Source organism: Amycolatopsis minnesotensis (assembly GCF_039529815.1).
Taxonomy (GTDB): domain Bacteria; phylum Actinomycetota; class Actinomycetes; order Mycobacteriales; family Pseudonocardiaceae; genus Amycolatopsis; species Amycolatopsis minnesotensis.
Genome location: NZ_BAAANN010000038.1, coordinates 1 through 19,183, shown reverse-complemented (window position 1 = coordinate 19,183; position 19,183 = coordinate 1). Strand labels below are relative to the sequence as shown.

The following is a 19,183-nucleotide window of genomic DNA, read 5'->3' as shown; positions in this document are numbered from 1 at the left end:
AGCCTCCCGGTGCGAGGGCGTGGGGATCGTGCCAGGAAGGAACCGACGCCGATGACTCGGCACGCCACCCGCAAAGCACCGGCCCGCGAGTACCAGGCGGCACATCCGGGCATGACCCTCACCGAAGCCAAACGCCATCTCGCGCACGCGAAGGACGCAGGTGTCGTGCTCGGCGACGTGCCGCTGGCCGAGCTCGGCGGCACGGTGCTCCCGCCGGATGCCACCCTGCGGCAGCGGGCCCGCGCCGAGGCGATCTGGCGCCCGGCCGAGGCCGGGAAGCCCTGCCGCTGCACCGGTGCGTGCAGCCACGGCGCTGCCTGCGCCACCGCCGACGACGAGGCCGATCCGGATCGGTGCACCGGGCGGCTGGTCCACCTCGACCGGTATCCCGGCGGCCTGTTCAGCCTCACGATCTGGCAGGACGAATACGCCTGCGACACCTGCGGTGACCACGCGCTCGGCAACGTCGAGCTGCCCGGCGTGCCGTGGGGAGAGCGAGCCGGGGACAACGGGACCGTCGTCTACGACGGCGTGCGCCACCCCAACTTCCGCGACGTCGACGACGAGGACGGCTGGGACTTCGAGGAGGGATGTCCCGAGTGCGGCGCCGAGGCGGGCTATCCCTGCACCTGCGGCCAGCCGGAGTGCGGGGAGGGAGATCCCTATGACTGCGTCTGCGCCCGCTGACCGGCTCCCGGACCCGGCCGTCGCCCTCGCCCGCGGCCTCGCGGTCTTCGCGTTGCCGCCGGGCGGGCGCCGCCCCGAACCGGGCTGGCAGCAGGCCGCCACCGCCGAGGCCGAGGTCGTGCTCGCGGCCTGGCGGCCGGGCGACAACATCGGTGTCGGCTGCCGGGCGAGCAACGTCGTCGGGATCGACCTCGACCGGAACGACGACGGCCGGACGGCATTGCCGCGTTCGGCGCGCTGTGCGCCGACCGGGGGCAGCCGTGGCCGGGCACGCTGACCGTGCGCACACGGTCCGGGCTGCACCTGTACCTCCGAGCTCCGGCCGGCCGCGTCATCGACAGTGCCTCAGGCCGCCGCAGCCCACTCGGGCCGGGCATCGACATCCGCGGCCCCGGCCGGACTTCCGGCGGCTACCTCGTCGGGCCCGACTCCATCGTCGACGGCCACCGCTACGAGATCACCCACGACACCGCCATCGCCGAATTGCCCCCGTGGCTGAGCGACCGGCTCGCACCGCCCCGCCGCCCGCGCGGCCTCACCACGACGAGGAGGACCCGTGTCTGAGCTGCAGCTGGTCGAGGTACGCCTGATGGGCGAGGAGAACCAGGTACGCGAGACGATCCAGCGGATGGGCTGGGTGCTCGAGCTCAACTGGAACGGGGCCCTGACGCCGATGCGCCGCGGCGACGGGGTCCGCGCCTACGTCCAGGTGCGGGTGCCCGATCTCGCCGCGCTGGAGAAGGCGATGCCCGTCGCCGCCAACGCCAACGCCCGGCCAGAAGACCGCCCGGATCGGCCGGACGCCGTCACACCCCTGCAGAAGGCGCTGCGCGAACAACGCCGCGTCCGCCGCGAGCGCGACGACGACGAAGCGCGACGGCGGCAGGCCGAACGCGACCACCGCACCCGCGAGCAGCAGATCCGGACCGAGGCGATCGAGCACCTCCACGCCCTCGGCGGCGAACTGCTCGTCGAGCTCGACGCCGACGAGACCTGCCGCCACAGCGACGCCTTCACCAACGCCGACCGGTTCCGAAGCGAGGACGGGACGCTGTGGCGGGTCATGGGCGAGCAGCGCTGCTGGGTCCTCGACGACCACCCCGATGACGTCACGGCTCCCTGGCTGCTGCTCGCCGACGGTCGGGTGGCTCAGTTCCGGCCCCCGTCCCCGCCACTGACCCGGCTCGACCCGCGCCGGGACGGTTTCCAGGGACGCGAATTCGCCACGGCGAGGTCCATTCACGGCGAGCCCCGGTGGACGATCACCGAAGGGCTCCTGGCCCACGTGATCGTCCAGTACGAACGGCGGTCCGCGCGATGACCGAGACCGCGGTGCGCGGCCGCACCTCCTACGGGCCCGGTGAGCTCGCCCGGTTCCTCGAGGTCGAACGCCGCCAGTTCGACTACGCCCTGGCCGTCGGGATCGTGCCCGGCCCGGATCGCCACAGCCGCCGCCAGCGCCGCTGGACTCACCGGTGCGCCGTTCGGCTGCGCCGCACCGCGCCGGAGATCCGGGCGTGCCTGCCCCCAGCGCCGGAACTGGAACACCTTGGCGCGGTGCGCTCGGCCGAGCTGCTCGCCGACCGGCTCGGCCACGACGTCGATCCCTGCGTGTTGCCCGAGCTCGCGCTGCTCGGCCACGTCCCGCGCGCCGGTTACTACAGAGGGCGCCCGCTCTACGACCGCCGCGCCGTGGACGTCGTCGACGGCGACCTCGTCACCGCGGCCGCGCTCACCGGGCGGCTGGTGATGGGGGAGGAGGCCGCCCGGTATCTCGGTATTCGCGCCGCCGATCTCGACCACCTCGTCCGCGCGGGCCGCCTCGTGCCCGCGACGAAGGTGCGGTCGCGATACCAGCGCCGCCGGAGTGCCCCCGCCGTCGCGTTGTACCGGATCGGCGACCTCGACGAACTCACCACCGACGACCGCATCGACTGGCCTGCCGTCCGCGACACCCCGCGCGGCCGACCGTCGGTGCTGGCCTCGCTGCCCACCGCCGACTGACCAGAACACCGACATCACCAGGGCCCGGCTCACCATCGGGTGAACGTGCGCACCGCCGCGCTGGTGTTCGGTGAATGCCTAATAAGTCCGACGAAGTTCCATGAAACCCGAGTTGCGACCAGGACCATCTCGTGCTTCCAGCGCGGGGGAGCTTGCCGACCAGGGGCCGCTGACCCGGCCGATCCGCCTCGTCTTCCGGTATCCGACTAAGCTGGATCCCCCTTTCACCACGGTTGTTCGGTCGCTGACCTGTGGTGACACGGTCGCCAGGGGGATCCACCGGTATCCCAGACTTGATGGGGAAATCCGCATACGCGAGCACACGTCCCGGGGCCGGTGGGCGTGGCCGGGTGTTGTTCTACGGTCGGGTCATGACCGGCGAGCAGCACTACACGACCGAGTCCGGCACCGCCGAGCGCGACGCGGTACAGCACGTCCTTGAGGAGCGGCTGGCGGAACTGGTGGTCGAGATGGACGCCGAGTCCGACACCACCCGGCTGAAGATGCGCCACGGTGGGCTTAGCCGTACCGCGCAGGCGCAGCGGATGCTCGCCGAAGTCCAGCGGGTGCTGGAGATGTCGCTGGCGTGCGATCGCGCGGCCGGGATGAGCTGGTCGTCGATCGGTACGCTGTCCGGGCGCCCGGCCGAGGAGTTGCGGCAGCACTACGGCGCGGCGGCCGACGAACTGCTCGCCGCCGCGCGGGTCGACGCCGCGGCCCGGGAGACCGGGGAATTGTGGACCCGGCCCATGCCCGCGCGCGGGCAGCACCGCGAGTTCTACACGTAACGACCGCGACGCGGGTGAGCGATTGCGCGTCGTGGAAGGCTGGCGTGATGAGCGACGACAACGGTGTGGTGCGGGGTGAGCGGCCCGCGGTGGCGGCCCCGCCGGGCCTGCTCGCCAAGTACCAGAGCGACCCGCACAAAGGCGGTCTGACGTCCCCGATCTATGCCTTCAGCGACGAGGGGCGGCCGCTGGTTCTCGATCCCGACGGCACACGGCTGGTGCCGGCGGAGAGGGCGGATTTGGCGGGGTCCAAGCTGCCCTACGTCGGAATCGACGTGCGGTTCGGCCCGCCGTTGACCGGACCGTTCACCCCGGCGCCGGCGGGCTTGGTCGCGGTGTTCGACAGCGGGCGCGAGCGGCCGGTGCTGTTCTACGACGTGCACGGCCGCCCGGTGCTGATCGATCCCCACGACGTGACGTGCGCTCTGGTGCTGGCCGAGAACCTTGCCGAGCTGAAGCGAGTCGAGTTCCGGCCCGCGCCCGGCCAGCGGCACGACGACGGTGGTCGCTGAATGAGCGGATGGTTCCGGGGTTCGCGCGGCGCCGACGACGAGCGCGGCGGGGAAAACGGTGGGCAGCAGCTGCCCGCCATCGATCCGCGCGAACTGCTCAACGCCTGGATCCGCGCGCTGACGTTGCTCGGCGAAGGCCGCGGTCCGGACGAGACGATCGCCTCGATCGCGCAGGCAAACCGGCCGGGCAGGCACCTCACCGCGCTGCGGACCCCGTTGCCCGCCGACGACGCCCGCGCGCTCGACGACGTCCTGGCATGGCTGCACGAGATCCGCACCCGCCAGGCCGGGGTCAACATTCTGGTCGAGCAGCTGCTGATCGGCTGGCTGTCCGAGGCCACGGGCCGGAGCTGGAACGAGATCGTGCAGCAGCTGGCGCAGGAGATCGGGAGCATGCTGCCACCGGAGTGAACGGCCGTCACCACAGGCGCTGCGGGGGCGGCAGGTTCTTCGTGCGTTCCCGTTCCCGTGCGCGGCGTTGCTGCCGGGACAGCTCCGGCGATGCCACGTTCGCGCCCTCGTCGACGCCGATCTCGGTGTCGTCGACGGCCGTCGGACGCGGGATGTGTACGCCGTAGATCTCCCGCCGCTGTGCGTCGACCGTGGCTTGGTAGGCACGGTTTCGGTCTTCCTGGTGCGCTTGAAGCTCGGCGATCAGCAGGCTGGCGCGCTCCAGTTTTTCCCCGATGAACTCGATGTCGTAGTTGAGCAGGCGGATGACGCTGTGCTCGTCGGCGAGTTGGTCGAGCAGCCCGTCGAGCGTCGTGTGCCACTCCCGGCCGGTGCGGGGCAGCCGGGCTTCGAGCACGCGCCTGGTGGTGGTGACGCGGTCGTGCACGACCTGTTCCGGTGGCGTGGTGCCCGCGGTGTGGCGGTGCGCCCAGCCGCGTGTGCGGCAGGCGGGGGAGCACCATCGGCGCGGCCGCCCGACAGCGGGCTGGGTCAAGGCGGTGCCGCAGGCGGCGCAGGTGCGCGGCTGGGTCCGGGTGGTGGTCGTCGTGCGCACCACGACGGTGTCGTCCGGGTCGGTGTCGGCCGCGTTCGGCGGTACGTCGGCGCTATCCTCTCCGCTGGTTTCGGTGTCGTTCATGCCCCCATTCTGCCCACGTTTTCACCGTCGTCGTTTCGTTAGACGAAACTGTGGTCACTGGAGTGCAATAGGTGCTGTGTCCGCGTCGGGGCGTGAGGATCGGGGTGCCGGTTTCGTCAAACAGAATCCTGATTCAGGGTCTGCAAGACGTGCTGGAGGCGGTGGTGGCGAGGCAACGCGGGCAGGGCCGGGGTGCTGGTCGGGAGGGCGCTGGGGGCAGCTGGGGCGGCCGGGCCGGAGTGGCTGCGGGCAAGGGGTGCGGTCGCGGAGTGAGGCTGGAATGCGGGTGGCGATAGACCGATACCCAGGTCCATTTTCCGTTTGACGAAATCCGCCAGGATTTCACGTGCGCGACCTTTCTTGCCGCCCGGTCCAGGACGGGGCGGCAAGAAAGCGATCCGGTCCCCGGATCGAAAACCCGCGCCGCGGCCGCCGACGCCGCCGAGCGCACCACTCTGGCCGCCGGGCCGGTCTCGCCGACGGCCCGCATCACTCGTTCGGCGTAGCGTGGTGGGACGAGCGGGCCGTGGGGGCGGGCCGCGTGGACGCATCGGGGGACGCGTCATGACATCAGGGATCAGCGCGAGCGGCCGGCAGCGACGGGTACCCGGGGGACGGACTCGGACGGTCAAGGTGCGCGTCGACGACACCACCTACACCGAGCTGCGCACGCGCGCGGCGCAGCGGGGCCGGTCGGTGCCGGCGTTTCTGCTCGAGCAGGCCCGCCCGGCGAAACCCGGCGGCACCGGGGGATGGTCGCTCGGCGCGCAGCGGGCGGTGGCCGAGGCGCTGGACACGATCGGCACCCGGCTGGTGCGATCCGGAACGTTGCTCAACCAGTACACCGCGAGGCTGCACACCTACGGGCGGCGCGACGACGGTCTGGACGGTCTGCTGCGGTATCACCGCGAGACGCTCGCGCGGCTCACCGAGGTGCTCGCCGCGCTCGATGGCGGCCTGCGGTGAGCACCGGTGATCCGGAAGGTTCTCCGCAGCAGCAACATGGCGCGGACGGTGCACTACCTGTTCGGCCCGGGGCGGAACAACGAGCACACCGATCCGCATCTGGTCGCGGCCTGGGATCCGGCCTGGCTCGACGATCCGGCGCTGGTGGCGTCGCTGGCCACCGCGCGCGGGCGGGTGAAGCTGATCGCGGCAGTGGAGGAGCCCCGGGTCCTGCATCAGGTCGAGGTGCCCGGCGGGCACGTCTACCACGTGCCGCTGTCGCTCCCGGCCGCCGACGGCGAGCTTGGTGACGCTCGCTGGCGCCAGGTCGTCGAGGAGGCGATCGCGAAACTCGGCTTCGGCTCGGACGCCGGCGGGCGGGGCGGGTGCCGGTGGATCGCGGTGCACCACGGCCGCAATACCTCCGGCAACGACCACATCCACGTCGTGGTGCAGCTGGTGCGCGGTGACGGCCGGATCGCGACGCTGTGGCGGGACTGGCCGAAGTGGGACGCGGTGTGCCAGGCCGCCGAGGAACGCTGGGACTTGACCCGGACCCGCCGCGCCGGTGCCGGGCAGCCGGGCCTCGCGCGCGCGGAGGTCGAACGTGCCGCGCACACCGGGCGGGAACCGCAACGCCGCGAGCTCGCCCGCCGGGTCCGCGCCGTGGCCGCCGGGACCGGCTCCGAGCCGGCGTTCCTCACCGCAGTACGCGACGAGGGGATCCGCGTAGAGCCTCGGGTGACCGGCGGCCGGGTGACCGGCTACCGGGTCGCGCTCGAGGGCCCCGGCGGGCCACTGGTGTGGTTCTCCGGCGGGCGGCTGCACCGCGATCTGTCCCTGCCCCGGCTGCGAGCCCGCTGGGCCCCGCAGTCGGGCTCCGACGAGGCCATGGTGGCGGCCTGGCGCGGCGAGTTCGCGGTGCCCGCCCCGGAGCTTCTGCGTGAACGGGAGTGGCGCTCCGCGCGACGGAAGCTGACGACCGTGGTCGACCACGTCGAGGACCTCGCCAGGGTCGACGGAGCGGACGACGCCGGTGCCCAGGTGTGGCCGGAGCTGGCCGTGCCGGTGGCCGACCTGGCTACCGTGCTGGCGACCCGGCTCGAACCCGACGGCGGCTCGCTCACCGACGCCGGCGCGCACCTGGCCCGCGCCGCGCAACACGATCCCGACCGCACCCGCCGACACCACCCGCGGCACCGGCCGCCGACGCGGGCGTCGGAGACGGCCGCTCTGATCCGCGACGTCGCCCGCGTGCTCGCCTACAGCCCCCGGCCGGGCACCACCGTGGCGGTCGTCGCGGTGCTCCTCGCCGTCCTCGTCCTCATGCGTCTCCTCGCACGCCTCGCCGCCCGCCACACCGATCCCGCCGCGCACCGGCAATGGCGCCTGGGCGTGGCCCGGTTCGCCGAGCAGCCCGACCTCGCCCGCGCCCGGGCACAGCCGTCGCCGGCACCGGTCGCCTCGACACCGGTGCCCGGCGTGGCCGCCTCTCCCGCTCCCGCGCGCCACAGGCTGACCTGGCAGCAGCCCACCCGCGCGGTGGCACGGCCGCCGACCGAACGATCACCAGGTCGTCGAACGCCGTGAACCCCGTGCCGACGACCCGAGCTCATGTGCGACCGCCGGACTCGGTGATCTAGTCGGCTGGGCTGGCGATGACCGACATAGAGTTGCTCGCGTTGCTTATCCGCTGCCGCACCTCCGGGAGGGGAGCTCGATGCCTGACCGTGATCCGCGGTACGTCGTCGAGCCGGGAACGGACGGCAGCTGGCTGCTCATCGACCATGGCGCCGATCGTCGGCAGCGGGAGGCGATCGAGCGCTCGGCCACCGAGCAGGACGCGCAGCTGACCGCGGATGCCCTGTCAGTGGGGGAGGAGATCACGAGAGGGCTCGACCGTCCGCCTGATCCGGCCTTCGACGGCATCGAGGAGCTGATCGCCTCGGCCACCGCCGCCCTGCGTCGCGAGCACAACTTCAACCACCTGCTCTTCCCCGCCGAATAAGCCCGCAGGGTCCTCAGCCGCCGACAGCCTTGGGGGCGTGCTGTGCGGGCCATGCGTCGTCGGGGGTGTCCCCGGCGTTCGTGCCGACCTGCGTCCAGGTGCCGCGCGGTGCGCGCAGGGAGGTCGCGCTGACGATCCTGGTGAGCTCCAGCTCGCCTGAGGGTCGCTGGTACACCACGACGTCGCCTTCGCACAGGAACCAGCGGCCCCAGGTCGTGATGTCGCTGCCGGTGTGGACGTAGATCGTCGACTCCGCCAGCGACGGGATCGGCTCGCTCTGCTCTGCCACCGGCACACACTCCTTCGTTTCCTGCGAACTACCCCACCATTTTTTAACATTTCAGGGAACATGTGTTCGAATCAGGTGGGAGGTGTGGCGTGTCGTGGTGATCAGCGGAGCGACCGGCGAGTTCGGGCGGGTGGACGAGTACGTCCGCCCGCGCTGGGGTGATCGGCGGTGGCCGCGGTGCCCATGCGGGCACGAGCTCGCCATCGGGGGCGTGACCGGCAGCTGGTCGCACGCGCTGGGCCTGCCGACAATGGTGTGCCTGGCCTGCCAGACAGCGGGGACCGGCCGGGGGAGCTGGGTGGAGATCGACGTCACCAGGCAGTACACGCCGGAGACCGCGCCCGGCAGCGGCCTGGCGCTGGTCCGGCACCGGCCCGCCTCGCCCGCGGGAGCGGGACGAGTCGAGCTCGTGCTCGCCACCACGGTTGTCGGGCACGTCGAGCTCGCGCTATGCCGGATCGAGCGGCGGGCGAACCTGCGCGCCCTCGAAGTCGAGCCCGCTCATCGCCGGAGGGGATACGGCACCGTGCTCGCCGCGGCCGCGAAGACCCTGGCACCGGACTACGACTGGTCGGTGCCCGCGTTCGTCGAGGACCCCGTCGCGCGATCGTTCTGGGCCGCCGCCGGCGTTCCCGGCCCGGCACCACTGGCACCCTGCTCGCACATCCGCGACGCCCTCGGCCTGCCGAGCGAGGCCTGGACGGGGACGTGACTCCGTGGCCGGTGTTGCGTTTCCTGGCCCCGTCACGACCTCCACTGTGGAACCGCCTGCGTCGAGTGGCTGATCGAGGGCATGGGGCCCGTGCTGGGAGATGGGGGGGGGCAGTTGATGGTGACCGTGGTGATGATCGCCGTGGGGCTGGGGATGCTGGTGTTCGTGGCGTTGCTGTGCCGGCGTGTGCTGCTCGCGCTGTGCCAGGCACAGCGAGTGGTGGCCGATCTGCAGAGCACGCTGGCGCGGGCCAGCATGGCGGCGGCGGCGAGCGTGTTCGAGCTGGGCGAGGTCGAACAGGCGGCGCAACTGGACGCGGTCGCCCAGCGCTGTGAGGAGTTCAAAGCGGACCTGCTCGCCGTGGTCCGCCGGACGGAGCGGCGCCTCACGCCCTGGCGAAAGCCGAGCTGAGGGGGCCGGGCCCCGAGCCACCCTCTCACTCCTGCCATCGAGATCGCACAAGACCTGCTCGCCCAGCTCTAGAACAACGCTGAGGGCCCGGACCGTGCGGTCCGGGCCCTCAGCATCGCGCCTGGCGGCCGGGCGCGTGGCTATCGCGTCGTGCCGATGCGCAGGTCGCCGACGGTGATCTGGATGCCGAGCATCGTCGCGATGAGCACGATCGCCAGCGGTGTCGCCATCAGCGTGATGGCCCGGAACGTAGCCGTCCAACTTCCAAGCGCCACGCTGACGATCATGGCTATGACCTGCGGCCACGACCGTTCACCGGTGCCCTGACACCGGTCGCCGCGAGCGGTATTAGGACCAACGCAATTTCCGGGCCGCCCGTCAGCGCGTCGAATACGCACCTGACCGGTACGTTCTGGCACCAGCCGTCTACCTCGCACTACCGTCATCGATGGTTCCCTTCGGGATTGATGTCGTGCCGATGTCATCGCGTTCCGGAACCACCGGGCGGCCTCCTCTGCCAAGGAGGCCGCCCATCCGGCCCGCGGCTTCCTTTCCGAACGTAGAAGCACGACCCCGACGGCAGGACTCCCGCTCGACAACCGGCCACCCCCACGCGGCGAGCGAAGACAATGCTTCGTCCCTCCGCTCGGCGGATATGCCGCTTACCGCAGCCTGCACTGAGCAGTTCGCGCCCTGAACTGGGGATACGTCCTGCCGTAGCGCTGTTGTGGCCGGGCAAGACGCCGTTGGTCGTGCGCTCGTCGCGGAGTGCCTGACCGGTGGGGCTTGGCACCCTGTGAAGTGACCTGGGCGTCACTCGAATGCCCAGGCGCGAGCCGATCCCGGTGCACGCGATCTGACCGGCGACTGAGCGAGAACCTCGCCGCGCGGCACAGGTTCCCGCGAGTGACCGGGCCGGTACCGTGTGCCCGCATGGGGAGTGACCAGGGGCCGGACGAGCTCGTCACCGGGTTCTTCGCGGGCGTGCCCGACTACACCGCCCGGCTGCTGGCCTCGATCACCCCGATCACCGGGGGGAGTGGCTCCTTCGATCAGGAGGCCTTCGACCCGGTCGCGTTCGAGATCGGCGCGGACGGTTTCACCGGCGCCGTCCTGATCTCCTGGGCACTCGTGCTCTCCGGCGCCTACCCGGCCGGGGCGCGGGCGCTGGAGCCCGTCCTCGCTGAGGTGCCCGAGCAGTACCGCGGGGCCGTCGACGAGCACGGGCACCGGCTGCTCGAGGTCGCCCGCGAGGTCGGCGGCACCAGCGAGGCGATCCCCGTCCTGATCCGGACCTTCGCCGACAGCAGCGAGGCGGTCGCGGATCTCGCGGTCTACTGGCTGCTGCGGGTGATGACGATGATCGTCCACCCGGTCCTGTGCTCACTGGGGGGTTTCGGCCGCTGGACCCAGGTCACGGCACTGGTCGGCACCCGCACCCAGCCCCTGTACGAACTGCTGCCGGTCCGGGACGCCGAAGGGCATGCGGTGTGCGCGCTGAGCGCGTTCTCCGCCGGGAACATCCGGCAGGCCCGCATGATCCTGTCCTTCCTGCGGCCGTCGCAGGTGCTGCTCATGGTGTTGCCGGTGGCGGCCGAGGTGCTGCGCGGCCCCCACGAGGTCGGCCTGGTCGTCGACGAGCACGGCGTGCCCGAGGCGGTCATCGACGCCGCCGCCGAGCCGACGCTGGCGTGGATCCGCGGCATGCTCGACGCGATCACGGCCGGGGACCACGCGAGAATCTCTGAGTTCGCCACCGAGCTGCGCGAGGCGGACGAGACCGAGCTGGCTCCGGCGGCCGGGCAGCTCGCGGCCAGCGTCGGCTACCGCCTCGGCCAGCTGCTCACCGCCCCGGCGCGAAACTAGTTCGACGCTCGGCTAGCGGGTACGGAGAAACCGCCGGAATCCCTCGACTCGAGGGCGAGCGACCCGACTCGGGTGAATGTATGGCTGAGCCTTCCGCTTTCTCACGACGCGGTCGCCGCGGCGACCGCGTCGGTGTCGAGGTCGACTTCGACGGGCAGGTGGTCGGTGCTGGCGCCTACCTGGTCCTGCCCGAGCACGCGGATAGCTTTGACGGCGTTGTCGGGCAGGTGATGGGTGGCGTACCAGCGATCGATCCGGCGGCGCGGGTGCTGGTCGGCGGGGTGGTGGCCGGTGGTGGCCTGCCAAGGTGTGTCGGTGATCAGGGCGCAGTCGCGCATCCGGCCGACGTTTTCGAGTCGGCGGGCGACGCGGCGGTCGAGTTCGCCCTTGTCGTCGAACTGGTAGGCGTGGTCGGGATGCCACGGGATGGCGAACTTCCCGTGGTAGATGTACGGGTTGAGGTCGTACCAGCGGTCGCCGTCACCCGTGGCGACCTGCTGGGCGCCGATGCCGTTGAAGTCGCCGCCGAGCAGGCCCGGAATACCGTCGCGGTGCATCGCGCGCAGGATCTGGTTGGCATCCGACCAGCCCCACGCCTGGTCGAACGGGGACAGCTGCACGCTGCCGACCCGCACTTTCGTGCCGCCGAGGTCGAACACGGCGGTGACCAGCGAGTGCCACATGCCCGCGTTGTCGCGCTGGAACCGGCCGACGGTGCCGGGCACCACCTCGATGCCCGCCCGCCACAGCAGCGCGGTGTGGTGGATCCCGCCGCCCAGGGCCAGCACCGGGGCACCCTCAGCGTCGCAGTGGCGGTCCACGGCGTCGGCGAGGTGGCGGACCGCTCGCGCGGCGGCCTCGGCCTTGCTCTTCCCGGAGGGCTGTTCCGGGTCGCGGGCCACGACTTCCTGGACCGCGACGACGTCGGCGTCGATGTCGCGGATGAGGGCTTCGAGCCGCCGGAACCGCGCCTGCTGATCGGGATCGGTGCTGCCGTAGAGGTTGTAGGCGTTGACCGACACCATCGTGATCATGCGGCCCCCTTTTCGCTCCCCGCCCGGTGTGGTCGACCCGGTCGGTCCCGGTGTGCTTGATGGTGCTCGGCACCGTACCCGGGGTGGGGGCTCGCGGATGGCACGATGAACCGATGACGAGGATCGTCACCCCCTTCGGACCGATCGTCCACCACACCGAGCAGGTCGTGGCGGTACGGCAGGATCCCGCGCGGCACCAGGACTCGCTTGCCCTGCAACGCGTCCTGGCGGAGATGGGGCGCGGGATGTGGACCCGTGATGTGCTGCGGGCCTGGGCGCATGTGCTCGCGACCCTGCCGCTGGCGGCGAGCAGCTCGAATCCACAGGGCGTGGGCGCGGTGGTCCTCGGCGATGTCGCCGACGGCGACGAGGGGCCCTGGCTGGCGGCGGCCACAGCGCTGGTGAACACCGCGCACGCCCGCGACCTCGACAGCATCGAGGAGCGGCTCGACGCGGTGTTCGCCCTCGCCCCTGAGCAGATGTGGATGCTGATGTGGCGGATGGCGAACCAGATCGTGCCGCCGCTCGGCGACGGCGGCCCGCCCGCGGCCGCCGCCGTCACGGCCGCGGGCGCCGGCGACACCGCGACGTTCCGCGAGCTGGTCACCGAGCTGCACGTCGAGAACAGCCCGCTGACCCGCTACGCGCAGGGGTGGGCCGCGATCGCGGCCCCGGCTTGTGCCGCCGCCGACGACGCGATCCCGGGCGAAGGCCCGCTCGCGAGCTACCTGGCGGCCGTGCTTTCCGGCCAGAGCACCGAGATCGCCGCCGCGCTGGTGGCCTGGCTCTACACCAGCACGATGCGCGAGAGCCTGGACGAGCTCCACGCGCTCGCCCGCGTGGTGCACGGGGTGCTCGGCGCCGTCGGTGGCGCGCCACGGCTGCGGGCCTCGATTCTGTTGCACGCACCCGGTTTCGGTCACGAGGAGGCGCTGCTGTGCCGCCGGGCGGCGGCGATCGTGGCCGCCTCGGCCACCGGCGACCGGGACGCGATGGACCACTTCATCGAGGCCACCGTCGCCGCGCACACCACGACAGCGATCGGCCCCATCGTCGGGGTGTGGATGGACCTGCTCGCCGAACGGCTGCACTACGTGCAGAACAGCCGGGTCGCGGTCGTGGATCCCGACGGCATCCCGGACGGGATGTTGTCCGGTGGCCTGTCCCAGCTCGACCCCGCCGACCCGCCGCAGCGGATCATGGCCACCCTGGTCACCGCCGCGCACGGTCTGCGCGACGGTGCCCCTGGTGCGATGGACACCATCGCCGATCACCTGGCACGCGGCACCGACGACGGCGTGGCCATGGTCCGGCAGCTGGCGATCGTGATGGGCAGCGTCCTGCGCGCCGCCGAGACCGACCACGCCCCCGGCCCCGGCGGCGACCTCACCGAAGGGCGCACGTCGCGCCCGTAGAAGCTCGACAGCGCACGGGTTCCGCCCTGGAGGAATCGGGTAGTGCTGGTCGAGGTCGACACCGACGACTTGGTGACCGAGTAGGTGACTCATCCGGGCAGCGTCGCGGCGATCTCGTCGAGGTAGATCCCGCCAGGATGGCCGGAGACGAGGAACCGGTGGTCCTGACCGGGGTCGTTGATCAGGTCGGCGTCGCCGACCAGGTCCAGCAGCCGGTGAAGGCGCTCGTGCGGGCTGGCGAGGGCGCGTTCGCGCAGTTTGGGCAGTCGTAACGCGGCCAGCAGGTTGGACGCGAGGTTCACCCCGGCCCGACGCACCTGGTCCATGTGCTCGGCGAGCGTCGAGTTGTTCATGATCGCGGGCAGGATCGTGTCGTCGACCGGGGTGTACTCGAGCATCAGGTGGTCCCCGCGGGGCACCCCGAACCGTTGCGCGCTCCACTCGGTGACGCCCAGGCTGGTAGCGCGCACACTCACCGGCATCCAGGACACCGCTCGCACCGGCGGGAACTGCTGCGCGCTGTGGTCGATGAACCGCTTCGACTCCGGCAGCCACAGCCCCGCGTGTCCCCGAAATTGGTCCCCCGTGAAATGCGGGTCCGGGCGTCCGTACTGGGTGGCCTGGCCGGTACGGGTATCGCGCACGATCAGCTCGACGAGCTTCACTTTCGCGTCGATGCCGAACAGGGCGAAGGCCTCGCGCAGTACGAACGCGCCCTCCAAGCAGATGTTCGCGGGTTTGCCGGGCAGCAACAGCAGCCACCACACCGGAAGCCCGACGGTGAGCACCTGCTCAGGGATGAGCCGGTCCAGCAGCGCGAACGCCTCATCCTCGTCGACGTGGACGGCGCCAGGCCGGTAGCGCCCGCCGCCTGTGTTCGGGGGAGTCCGGGGCCGGTTCTTCTTACCGGGCTTGGGTTTGCGACCTTTCGACTTCGGCACGACACCCATGCTGACCGCCCACCCGCGACGCTTTCGCCACCAACACCCGTCCTGGCGCGAAGTTCGCCCGAGCGGCCCACCGAACCGGGGCGGCTCGGCTGAACAGCAGCGTGGCGGTGGCGGCCACGTGGGACACTGGGCCGTGGCGCACCACCCCGGGACGGAAGGTATGGAGGAATCCTGATGAGTCTTGTGGTGGACAGGATGCGGGAGCGGGCACCACAGGCCGGGCCGGATCGGTGGCAGGCGGCGTGGACCCGCACGATCGAGCTGTACGCCCCGATCTGGCGTACCCGGGGATGGCCCAGCGACGTCGAGTTCCAGGTGGACGCGGCCACCGCGGTAGCGCTGGGCATGTACCTGATCGCCGAGGAACGCGACATCCCCGTCGCCGAGGTCCACACGGCGGATCTGCGAACCCTGCTACTCACGGGGCCAGGCCACGCCGAGGTCGCGTTGTGGGACCGCAAACTTCGCGAGCTGAGCCACGATCCTGACGACGAGGCGGACCCCGTGAGCGCGCACTGGCGCATCTTGCGCCAAGACCAAGCCGGGTCCGACCCCGCCGAATTCCACCTCATCCCGGACTCGATCTGGTTCGACCCCACCACCAGGGTCGGCCCATTGATCGGCGACGCGCTGCATCACGCGCTCGCCCCGATCTGGAACGTGGAGTTCTAGGCCCCGCCGCCAGTTCTTACTGGTCGTGGGTGTGGTCGACAGGCCCAAGCGGAGCCCGAGACCGGCTTCGAGCGAGTCGATGGCGCCGGACCCCGGCCCCTGGACGTACATGCCGGTGGGGGATCGGGAAAGTTCAGCACCCGCGCCGACGTGGGCGGCCATCACGTACTCGGAGAGCGGACAGCATACGTAGCCAAACCCGCTGCAGTACGACGCTCCGACAAAATTACTGAGCGACTGCGCCGATCGGCTGGACCTGGCCGATGCCCCGGGATGGCATCCGCGGCTGCGCCGGGGGAGGGGCCACGATCGAGGGCGTGGATGAGGAAACCCTGACCGAGGCCGAGCCGCGCCCGGCTCCGGCCGTCGGGAACACGATCACCCCGATCAGCGTGGTGCTGACCTTCACCACCGACCGCGGCGATGTACGCCACGCGCTGGAGAACGCGATGTTTCCCAGCGCGAACCGGATGGCCTGGCTGCATCAGTGGCTGCGGGACGACAAGCCGCGGATCGAGGTGTGGCCGGCGCTGCTGACGACGACGAAGACGTCCGGCCGGGTCATCACCGTCGGCCCGTTCGGCGACACGGACATGCCGCTGGGGCATTTCCTGCGCACCGCGCAGCAACTCGAGGTCGTGAACCTCTACGCCCGCTACCTCCACCCGCCCGCGAGCGACCCAGCCACGCTCGGGGACGGGCTCGTCGTGCAGTTCCTCTCCGGCGGAGTCCTGCACATCTGGTCCGGGGCGCGGCCGCAGGAACCCCAGCCCGACGAGGCGGGAACGCCATCCGAGGGAACGTCAACGGCCTCGCATCCGAACCGGGAACAACAGGAAGTCATCGACTTCATCGTCGCCCAGCTGGTCGCCGACCCCGGCTACCGGGCGCTGACCCGCAAGGGCGAGCGCGAGAACTACGCCCGGACCGAGTGCGGCGAACTCGAGGAAGCCATGCGCGGCGAACACCCCGTGCTGCCGCCGAACTTCGTGTACCGGGTGCTGATGGCCGCCGCCGGGAAAGTCGACCAGGGCGCCCGCGCCGCCTACGCCAAGGTGGAGGACGACCTGCAGGACCTGCTCGACGAACTCAACGCCGATCCCCAGTACCTGGTGATCGCGGACAAGACCGCCCGCCGTTATCACCTGCGCACCATGCTTTTCGAGCGCTACGGCCAGTTCGCGCCGCCCTCGTCCCTGGTCGCCCGCCTGCTCGACGCCACCGACGACACCCGCCCCATCCGGCGCAGCCGCTGACAAGGGGCGGAGTTCGCGGCCGACATCGACGACGACGGACCTCGAGACTGAGCCTCACCAGCCGCGCTGCTCGTCCGCTTCTTGCCGCCGGTACTTCGCCGTCAGCGGGCTGTCGCCGGTCGGCTCGGCGGCGATCGTGCACCAGGCCAGTGCCAGGCCCGGCTTCTCCAGTTGCAGGTACAGCTCGATCAGGCGCAGCGGTGGGCGTGCCTCAGTTGCTGGTTTCGCCGAAGGCACAGCGTGGCGGGGATCGACCGCCTCGGCACCCTCGGCTGTTGTCTGTGCAAGCCGACCTGCCTGGCTCTACTAGCATAGCTAGCATGGCTGAGCAGGGGCTTGATCCAGACGACTCCCGATCGCCTTACCGGCAGGTCGCCGAGCAGTTGCGGCGAAAGATCGTGGAGGGCGAGTACGCCGCTGGTGACAAGTTGCCGTCCCGGCGAGAGCTTTGCGAGATATTCGGGGTCGCGCCGATGACCGCGGAGAACGCGGTACGTGAGCTCCGTACCGCCGGCTTGGTCGTCTCCCGCAAGGGCAGCGGCGTTTACGTCCGCACGCATCCCGGGCGCACCAGCGTCCCGGTTGGTGAAGTCGAGAACCTCGTTGACGAGATCGAGAATCGCATCGCGACCTACGCGACGCTGTCCGGAACGGCGACCGCCACGGATATCATCGAGCGCGTCAGGGCGTTGCTGATGAAAGCCAAATGACGCCACACAACGTCAGCTGCGCACCATGCTCTTCGATCGCTACGGCCAGTTCGCGCCGCCCCCGAACACCGCCTCGTCATGGCGCTGGCACAGCAACCGGACCCGGTGACGACGTCCGGGCAGACGCTCACCGCTCACTGCGGGACGTCCGCAAATCCAGCAGATCCCACTGGTCGCCGGAACTCGCTGCACCCCGACCTCGCGGGGAGCGTCAGCCGTCACACCCGACATCGTCGCGCCGGAGCCTCGCCGAACGCAAAACGACGCCACCCGATCGAGCAGCTGCCCGACGAACGGGCCCGACTCCCGACTGGGCGCGCCACACACCGCAGGGAACCGGGCCACGGACGGGGAACCCGGCGCGGTCCGGTGATCACCCGCGGGTGAACTTCTCGAAGTAGGCCGGTTCGTTGTCGGGTGCGACCGTCAGGCCGAACACGTAGAACACCGTGTTGCCCTGAGCATCGCAGCCCTCGGCCCAGCCGGGGCCGGTGGACCAGGCAAGCGGGCCGGGGTTGTCGGGGTGCTGAGCACGGAACCCGTCAAGATTCGCGATCGCCTTCTCGACGGACTCATACGCCGTTGCCTGGATGCCAGGCTGGGCGGACGTGGTGCGGTCATGCACCACGTACACGGCTCGCTTGTTGCTCGTCATGGCCACCATAGTGCCAGCCGCAACCGGAAGTCGACGATTTTGACGGGTGTGCAGAGGGGAATGTCCGACCACCAGGACATCGCCGCGATCTGCCCGACCGCGACCCGTGACGAACTGCTGGGCGCCACCAAGCTCGGCGCTCCCGGCGACACGACCGCCACCGTTTGTCTCTCACCCGCCGCCAGTTCTTACTGGTCGTGGGTGTCGGGTGTGGGCGGTATCGAGATGTCCATTCCCACGAGGGCACCGGCCAGCCACGAGGCGTGTGTGGTCGACAGGCCCAGGCGGAGCCCGAGACCCGCTTCAAGCGCGTCGATGGCGCCGGACCCCTGCCCCTGGACGTACATGCCGGTGGGGGAGTCGGGAAAGTTCAGCTGCGTGCTGTGGCGATAGAGGCCACGGGCGGTGTGGGCGATGATGGTCAGCTCCGGGCCGAAGCGCTCGATCACGTCCTCGGGTGCGAGGGCGACCTGCTCGTGCGGACGAGGGCGGTACTTCGCATAGAACCGCTCCAGCGCCGCGATCTCCTCGCGGTACTCCAACAGCCACGCGGCACGGTCACGGTCGTGCTCGATCATCTGCCGAGTCCTCGCCCGTTTCATGTCATCCTCGGTGCTCACCGGCACCAGCCGCCCGAAGTCATGAGACCGCCAGCCCCCGGTGGTGCAACGCGCGGTTGACCAGGACTTTGCCGCGGGCTTCCGTGCGTCGACAGACCGCTGTCGGCGTGTACGGCAGGCTCAGGTACGGGTCGCAGGTCAGGCTGACGTAGCGAGCGTAGAGCGCGTCCGCCGCCGCGGCGTGGAAGTCGCGTTCGTCGCCGCCGGCGGTGGCGCGGGCGGCAGCTTCGATCTCGGCGATCGTGGCCTCCACGGCGACCTTGTCGGCGTGGCTTGGGACCGGTGGCGAGATGGTTCGATGGTGAGCCAGCGTGTCGCGGGCACCGACCAGGGTCAGCCCGCCCTCGCTGCCCTCAGCCAGCTCGCGCGCGGCGTCCTCCAGCGGCAACGCACCGGTATCCACCAGGCGCTGCACGCGGTCGAGGCGCTCCTGACGCGAATCCATACCCCACAGCGTATCCAGCCCAGGAACGGGTCGATCCCGCGAGCACGGCGCGTCGGGGTGAACGGGTCGCCTCCGGCGTCGCGGATCGCGACGTAACGGGCCACGGTCTTCTCG

Annotated in this window: 25 protein-coding genes and 1 pseudogene; 17 read left to right on the top strand and 9 right to left on the bottom strand. The window is 71.0% G+C overall.

Features of this window, described 5'->3' with window-relative positions:
• Positions 1–51: 51 nt before the first annotated feature.
• The 7 genes and pseudogenes from ABD256_RS34830 (at position 52) to ABD256_RS34795 (ending at position 4,402) form a co-directional block, all read left to right on the top strand.
• Entirely contained in the window at positions 52–687 is a 636-nt protein-coding gene (locus ABD256_RS34830; RefSeq protein WP_344428951.1) for a hypothetical protein, read from the top strand.
• A pseudogene (locus ABD256_RS34820) lies at positions 665–1,251 on the top strand (bifunctional DNA primase/polymerase). Before ABD256_RS34830 ends, ABD256_RS34820 begins: the two are co-directional and overlap by 23 nt.
• The gene (locus ABD256_RS34815; RefSeq protein ID WP_344428947.1) at positions 1,244–2,008 is read left to right on the top strand and encodes a hypothetical protein; all 765 of its coding nucleotides are present in this window, start codon (positions 1,244–1,246) and stop codon (positions 2,006–2,008) included. The pseudogene ABD256_RS34820 and the gene ABD256_RS34815 overlap by 8 nt, the downstream one beginning before the upstream one ends.
• Entirely contained in the window at positions 2,005–2,691 is a 687-nt protein-coding gene (locus tag ABD256_RS34810) for a hypothetical protein (RefSeq protein ID WP_344428945.1), read from the top strand. Before ABD256_RS34815 ends, ABD256_RS34810 begins: the two co-directional genes overlap by 4 nt.
• Positions 2,692–3,062: 371 nt before the next feature.
• Entirely contained in the window at positions 3,063–3,479 is a 417-nt protein-coding gene (locus ABD256_RS34805) for a hypothetical protein (RefSeq protein WP_344428944.1), read from the top strand.
• Between the two features lie 47 nt (positions 3,480–3,526).
• Entirely contained in the window at positions 3,527–3,991 is a 465-nt protein-coding gene (locus ABD256_RS34800) for a hypothetical protein (RefSeq protein WP_344428943.1), read from the top strand.
• On the top strand, positions 3,992–4,402 hold the full coding sequence (locus ABD256_RS34795) for a hypothetical protein (protein ID WP_344428941.1): 411 nt from the start codon (positions 3,992–3,994) through the stop codon (positions 4,400–4,402). It begins immediately after the preceding gene.
• 7 nt (positions 4,403–4,409) lie between these two features.
• On the opposite strand, the gene ABD256_RS34790 is transcribed toward ABD256_RS34795, so the two are convergent.
• Complete coding sequence (locus ABD256_RS34790; RefSeq protein WP_344428940.1) at positions 4,410–5,081, bottom strand: hypothetical protein; 672 nt, start codon at positions 5,079–5,081, stop codon at positions 4,410–4,412.
• Between the two features lie 564 nt (positions 5,082–5,645).
• Between ABD256_RS34790 and ABD256_RS34785 the strand changes: the two genes are divergently transcribed.
• From ABD256_RS34785 to ABD256_RS34775, 3 genes are all read left to right on the top strand, one after another.
• Positions 5,646–6,047, top strand: coding sequence for a hypothetical protein (locus ABD256_RS34785; RefSeq protein WP_344428939.1), 402 nt, complete (start codon positions 5,646–5,648; stop codon positions 6,045–6,047).
• A 6-nt stretch (positions 6,048–6,053) separates the two neighbouring features.
• The gene (locus tag ABD256_RS34780) at positions 6,054–7,616 is read left to right on the top strand and encodes a relaxase/mobilization nuclease domain-containing protein (RefSeq protein WP_344428937.1); all 1,563 of its coding nucleotides are present in this window, start codon (positions 6,054–6,056) and stop codon (positions 7,614–7,616) included.
• Between the two features lie 130 nt (positions 7,617–7,746).
• Positions 7,747–8,034, top strand: coding sequence for a hypothetical protein (locus ABD256_RS34775; protein ID WP_344428935.1), 288 nt, complete (start codon positions 7,747–7,749; stop codon positions 8,032–8,034).
• Positions 8,035–8,047: 13 nt separating this feature from the next.
• Here ABD256_RS34775 and ABD256_RS34770 read toward each other — a convergent pair whose 3' ends face one another.
• Positions 8,048–8,323, bottom strand: a complete 276-nt coding sequence (locus tag ABD256_RS34770) for a hypothetical protein (RefSeq protein ID WP_344428934.1) — start codon at positions 8,321–8,323, stop codon at positions 8,048–8,050.
• Positions 8,324–8,417: 94 nt separating this feature from the next.
• Here ABD256_RS34770 and ABD256_RS34765 point away from each other — a divergent pair, with 94 nt between their 5' ends.
• On the top strand, positions 8,418–9,035 hold the full coding sequence (locus tag ABD256_RS34765; RefSeq protein WP_344428933.1) for a GNAT family N-acetyltransferase: 618 nt from the start codon (positions 8,418–8,420) through the stop codon (positions 9,033–9,035).
• A gap of 117 nt (positions 9,036–9,152) precedes the next feature.
• Complete coding sequence (locus ABD256_RS34760) at positions 9,153–9,446, top strand: hypothetical protein (RefSeq protein ID WP_344428931.1); 294 nt, start codon at positions 9,153–9,155, stop codon at positions 9,444–9,446.
• A 140-nt stretch (positions 9,447–9,586) separates the two neighbouring features.
• On the opposite strand, the gene ABD256_RS34755 is transcribed toward ABD256_RS34760, so the two are convergent.
• On the bottom strand, positions 9,587–9,721 hold the full coding sequence (locus ABD256_RS34755; RefSeq protein WP_344428929.1) for a hypothetical protein: 135 nt from the start codon (positions 9,719–9,721) through the stop codon (positions 9,587–9,589).
• Between the two features lie 658 nt (positions 9,722–10,379).
• On the opposite strand from ABD256_RS34755, the gene ABD256_RS34750 reads away from it, so the two are divergent.
• On the top strand, positions 10,380–11,312 hold the full coding sequence (locus tag ABD256_RS34750; protein WP_344428927.1) for a hypothetical protein: 933 nt from the start codon (positions 10,380–10,382) through the stop codon (positions 11,310–11,312).
• Positions 11,313–11,413: 101 nt separating this feature from the next.
• On the opposite strand, the gene ABD256_RS34745 is transcribed toward ABD256_RS34750, so the two are convergent.
• Positions 11,414–12,346: an endonuclease/exonuclease/phosphatase family protein gene (locus ABD256_RS34745; RefSeq protein ID WP_344428925.1), complete on the bottom strand. Its 933-nt coding sequence runs from the start codon at positions 12,344–12,346 to the stop codon at positions 11,414–11,416.
• A gap of 113 nt (positions 12,347–12,459) precedes the next feature.
• Here ABD256_RS34745 and ABD256_RS34740 point away from each other — a divergent pair, with 113 nt between their 5' ends.
• The gene (locus ABD256_RS34740) at positions 12,460–13,761 is read left to right on the top strand and encodes a hypothetical protein (protein ID WP_344428923.1); all 1,302 of its coding nucleotides are present in this window, start codon (positions 12,460–12,462) and stop codon (positions 13,759–13,761) included.
• Positions 13,762–13,850: 89 nt separating this feature from the next.
• Here the strand turns inward: ABD256_RS34740 and ABD256_RS34735 are convergent, their stop codons facing one another.
• The gene (locus ABD256_RS34735; RefSeq protein WP_344428922.1) at positions 13,851–14,702 is read right to left on the bottom strand and encodes a hypothetical protein; all 852 of its coding nucleotides are present in this window, start codon (positions 14,700–14,702) and stop codon (positions 13,851–13,853) included.
• A 183-nt stretch (positions 14,703–14,885) separates the two neighbouring features.
• Here ABD256_RS34735 and ABD256_RS34730 point away from each other — a divergent pair, with 183 nt between their 5' ends.
• Positions 14,886–15,383: a hypothetical protein gene (locus ABD256_RS34730; protein ID WP_344428920.1), complete on the top strand. Its 498-nt coding sequence runs from the start codon at positions 14,886–14,888 to the stop codon at positions 15,381–15,383.
• Between the two features lie 317 nt (positions 15,384–15,700).
• On the top strand, positions 15,701–16,639 hold the full coding sequence (locus ABD256_RS34725) for a hypothetical protein (protein ID WP_344428919.1): 939 nt from the start codon (positions 15,701–15,703) through the stop codon (positions 16,637–16,639).
• A 54-nt stretch (positions 16,640–16,693) separates the two neighbouring features.
• Here ABD256_RS34725 and ABD256_RS34720 read toward each other — a convergent pair whose 3' ends face one another.
• Positions 16,694–16,876: a hypothetical protein gene (locus ABD256_RS34720; RefSeq protein WP_344428917.1), complete on the bottom strand. Its 183-nt coding sequence runs from the start codon at positions 16,874–16,876 to the stop codon at positions 16,694–16,696.
• A gap of 83 nt (positions 16,877–16,959) precedes the next feature.
• Between ABD256_RS34720 and ABD256_RS34715 the strand changes: the two genes are divergently transcribed.
• Positions 16,960–17,349 (top strand): GntR family transcriptional regulator, encoded by a 390-nt coding sequence (locus ABD256_RS34715; RefSeq protein ID WP_344428915.1) that lies wholly within the window; start codon positions 16,960–16,962, stop codon positions 17,347–17,349.
• A gap of 373 nt (positions 17,350–17,722) precedes the next feature.
• Here ABD256_RS34715 and ABD256_RS34710 read toward each other — a convergent pair whose 3' ends face one another.
• The 3 genes from ABD256_RS34710 to ABD256_RS34700 all read right to left on the bottom strand — a co-directional run bounded on the left by ABD256_RS34710 (position 17,723) and on the right by ABD256_RS34700 (position 19,069).
• On the bottom strand, positions 17,723–18,004 hold the full coding sequence (locus tag ABD256_RS34710) for a hypothetical protein (protein ID WP_344428913.1): 282 nt from the start codon (positions 18,002–18,004) through the stop codon (positions 17,723–17,725).
• A gap of 188 nt (positions 18,005–18,192) precedes the next feature.
• On the bottom strand, positions 18,193–18,582 hold the full coding sequence (locus ABD256_RS34705; RefSeq protein WP_344428911.1) for a hypothetical protein: 390 nt from the start codon (positions 18,580–18,582) through the stop codon (positions 18,193–18,195).
• 61 nt (positions 18,583–18,643) lie between these two features.
• On the bottom strand, positions 18,644–19,069 hold the full coding sequence (locus ABD256_RS34700; protein ID WP_344428909.1) for a hypothetical protein: 426 nt from the start codon (positions 19,067–19,069) through the stop codon (positions 18,644–18,646).
• Positions 19,070–19,183: the final 114 nt, after the last annotated feature.

Bases quoted from the DNA above. Each gene is read 5' to 3' on its own strand.
- ABD256_RS34795 (WP_344428941.1), top strand. From the start codon at position 3,992: ATGAGCGGATGGTTCCGGGGTTCGCGCGGCGCCGACGACGAGCGCGGC.
- ABD256_RS34785 (WP_344428939.1), top strand. From the start codon at position 5,646: ATGACATCAGGGATCAGCGCGAGCGGCCGGCAGCGACGGGTACCCGGG.
- ABD256_RS34745 (WP_344428925.1), bottom strand. From the start codon at position 12,346: ATGATCACGATGGTGTCGGTCAACGCCTACAACCTCTACGGCAGCACC.
- ABD256_RS34740 (WP_344428923.1), top strand. From the start codon at position 12,460: ATGACGAGGATCGTCACCCCCTTCGGACCGATCGTCCACCACACCGAG.
- ABD256_RS34700 (WP_344428909.1), bottom strand. From the start codon at position 19,069: ATGGATTCGCGTCAGGAGCGCCTCGACCGCGTGCAGCGCCTGGTGGAT.
- ABD256_RS34730 (WP_344428920.1), top strand. From the start codon at position 14,886: ATGAGTCTTGTGGTGGACAGGATGCGGGAGCGGGCACCACAGGCCGGG.
- ABD256_RS34760 (WP_344428931.1), top strand. From the start codon at position 9,153: ATGGTGACCGTGGTGATGATCGCCGTGGGGCTGGGGATGCTGGTGTTC.
- ABD256_RS34800 (WP_344428943.1), top strand. From the start codon at position 3,527: ATGAGCGACGACAACGGTGTGGTGCGGGGTGAGCGGCCCGCGGTGGCG.
- ABD256_RS34710 (WP_344428913.1), bottom strand. From the start codon at position 18,004: ATGACGAGCAACAAGCGAGCCGTGTACGTGGTGCATGACCGCACCACG.
- ABD256_RS34705 (WP_344428911.1), bottom strand. From the start codon at position 18,582: ATGATCGAGCACGACCGTGACCGTGCCGCGTGGCTGTTGGAGTACCGC.
- ABD256_RS34830 (WP_344428951.1), top strand. From the start codon at position 52: ATGACTCGGCACGCCACCCGCAAAGCACCGGCCCGCGAGTACCAGGCG.
- ABD256_RS34715 (WP_344428915.1), top strand. From the start codon at position 16,960: ATGGCTGAGCAGGGGCTTGATCCAGACGACTCCCGATCGCCTTACCGG.
- ABD256_RS34805 (WP_344428944.1), top strand. From the start codon at position 3,063: ATGACCGGCGAGCAGCACTACACGACCGAGTCCGGCACCGCCGAGCGC.
- ABD256_RS34775 (WP_344428935.1), top strand. From the start codon at position 7,747: ATGCCTGACCGTGATCCGCGGTACGTCGTCGAGCCGGGAACGGACGGC.
- ABD256_RS34750 (WP_344428927.1), top strand. From the start codon at position 10,380: ATGGGGAGTGACCAGGGGCCGGACGAGCTCGTCACCGGGTTCTTCGCG.
- ABD256_RS34790 (WP_344428940.1), bottom strand. From the start codon at position 5,081: ATGAACGACACCGAAACCAGCGGAGAGGATAGCGCCGACGTACCGCCG.
- ABD256_RS34810 (WP_344428945.1), top strand. From the start codon at position 2,005: ATGACCGAGACCGCGGTGCGCGGCCGCACCTCCTACGGGCCCGGTGAG.